The organism is Aquabacterium sp. A08, from assembly GCF_011742065.1.
In genome coordinates this window covers 1-2,204 of sequence record NZ_JAAQQT010000700.1, presented here as the reverse complement: position 1 = coordinate 2,204, position 2,204 = coordinate 1, and the positions used below count along the sequence as shown (strand labels likewise).

At 65.5% G+C, this 2,204-nt stretch carries 3 protein-coding genes; all 3 read left to right on the top strand.

Going from position 1 to position 2,204, the window contains the following annotated elements; genetic code table 11:
- Positions 1 to 509: branched-chain amino acid ABC transporter permease (locus HA630_RS23885; RefSeq protein WP_243855599.1), on the top strand; the 509-nt coding region annotated here is incomplete at its 5' end.
- A 10-nt stretch (positions 510 to 519) separates the two neighbouring features.
- Positions 520 to 1,290, top strand: coding sequence for an ABC transporter ATP-binding protein (locus HA630_RS20935; RefSeq protein WP_166837463.1), 771 nt, complete (start codon positions 520 to 522; stop codon positions 1,288 to 1,290).
- Position 1,291: 1 nt separating this feature from the next.
- Positions 1,292 to 2,020: an ABC transporter ATP-binding protein gene (locus HA630_RS20930; protein ID WP_166837461.1), complete on the top strand. Its 729-nt coding sequence runs from the start codon at positions 1,292 to 1,294 to the stop codon at positions 2,018 to 2,020.
- Positions 2,021 to 2,204 lie beyond the last annotated feature (184 nt).

The following is a 2,204-nucleotide window of genomic DNA, read 5'->3' as shown; positions in this document are numbered from 1 at the left end:
TGTACTACTACCTGTTTCTGTTCATGGTGGTGCTGTCGGTCATCATCTGCTACCGGCTGGAGCGTTCGCGCATCGGCCGCGCCTGGATGGCGATCCGCGAGGACGAGATCGCGGCCAAGGCCATGGGCCTGAACACCCGCAACCTCAAGCTGCTGGCGTTCGGCATGGGCGCCTCGTTCGGCGGTGTCTCGGGGGTGATGTTCGCGTCCTTCCAGGGCTTTGTTTCGCCCGAGTCGTTCTCGCTGATGGAGTCCGTCATGGTGGTGGCCATGGTGGTGCTGGGGGGCATTGGCCACATTCCCGGCGTCATCCTGGGCGCGCTGCTGCTGGCCGGTCTGCCCGAGGTGCTGCGCCACGTGGCCGGTCCTCTGCACGCCCTGACCGACGGCCGCCTGGCCCCGGAAATCCTGCGTCAGCTGCTGATCGCGCTGGCCATGATCGTCGTGATGCTGTTGCGTCCGCGCGGCCTGTGGCCGGCGCCGGAACACGGCAAATCCCTGAGCAAGTGAGGCGACGACCATGACTGAAACCATTCTGAAAGTGGCCGGTGTCTCCAAGCGTTTCGGCGGCCTGCAGGCGCTGAGCGACGTCGGCATTGAAATCCAGCGCGGCCAGGTGTACGGCCTGATCGGCCCCAACGGCGCGGGCAAAACCACGTTTTTCAACGTGCTGACCGGGCTCTACACGCCCGACACCGGCACCTTCGCGCTGGGCGGCCAGCCCTACACCCCGACCGCGGTGCACGAGGTGGCCAAGGCCGGCATCGCCCGCACCTTCCAGAACATCCGCCTGTTTTCTGAAATGACGGCGCTGGAAAACGTGATGGTGGGCCGCCACGTGCGCACCCAATCGGGTCTGCTGGGTGCGGTGCTGCGCACCCCCAGCTTCAAGCGCGAGGAGCGCGAGATCGCCGACCGCGCCATGGAGTTGCTGGAGTACGTGGGCATTGCCAAGTACGCCGACTACAAGTCGCGCACCCTGAGCTACGGCGACCAGCGCCGCCTGGAAATCGCCCGTGCCCTGGCCACCGACCCCAAGTTGATCGCCCTGGACGAACCCGCCGCCGGCATGAATGCCACCGAAAAGGTGCTGTTGCGCGAGCTGATTGACCGCATCCGCCACGACAACCGCACCATCCTCATCATCGAACACGACGTGAAGCTGGTGATGGGCCTGTGCGACCGCCTGACGGTGCTGGACTATGGCAAGCAGCTGGCCGAAGGCACCCCGGCCGAGGTGATGAAGAACGAAAAAGTGATCGAGGCCTACCTGGGCACCGGAGGACACTGAAATGGCACAAACCCTGTTGAAAGTTTCGGGCCTGAAGGTGTCGTACGGCGGCATCAAGGCGGTCAAAGGCATCGACCTGGAGGTCCGCGAGGGCGAGCTGGTCACGCTGATCGGCTCCAACGGCGCCGGCAAGACCACCACCATGAAGGCCATCACCGGCATGCTGGGGGCCGAGGCCGGCGAGATCGAGTACTTGGGCCAGTCCATCAAGGGCAAGGGCTCGTGGGACTTGGTCAAGGAAGGCCTGGCCATGGTGCCCGAGGGGCGCGGCGTGTTCACCCGCATGACCATCACCGAAAACCTGTTGATGGGCGCCTACATCCGCTCGGACAAGGCCGGCATCGCGCGCGACATCGAGCGCATGTTCGAGATCTTCCCGCGGCTGCGCGAGCGCAAGGACCAGTTGGCCGGCACCATGTCGGGCGGCGAACAGCAGATGCTGGCCATGGCCCGCGCGCTGATGAGCCAGCCCAAGGTGCTGCTGCTGGACGAGCCGTCCATGGGCCTGTCGCCCATCATGGTGGACAAGATTTTCGAGGTGGTCAAAGACGTGTACGCCCAGGGCGTGACCGTGGTGCTGGTCGAGCAGAACGCGCGCCGCGCGCTGCAGATCGCCGACCGCGGCTACGTGATGGACTCGGGCGAGATCACCATGACCGGCGAAGGCAAGGCCATGCTGGACGACCCCAAGGTGCAGGCCGCCTACCTGGGCGAAGGCACCGCCGCCTGATGCTGCGATCGGCACCTTGCGTCACGGGCCTGGCCCGAAACTAGAATAGAGGGTTTGCGGCTTGGCCGCAGCCCTCTTTTTTGTTGCCCCATGACGCCAGACACCCACGCCGCCCCGGTCACCGACGACAACCACCTCATCGCCGAGCGCCGCGAGAAGCTCAAGGCCCTGCGCGAGGCGCAGC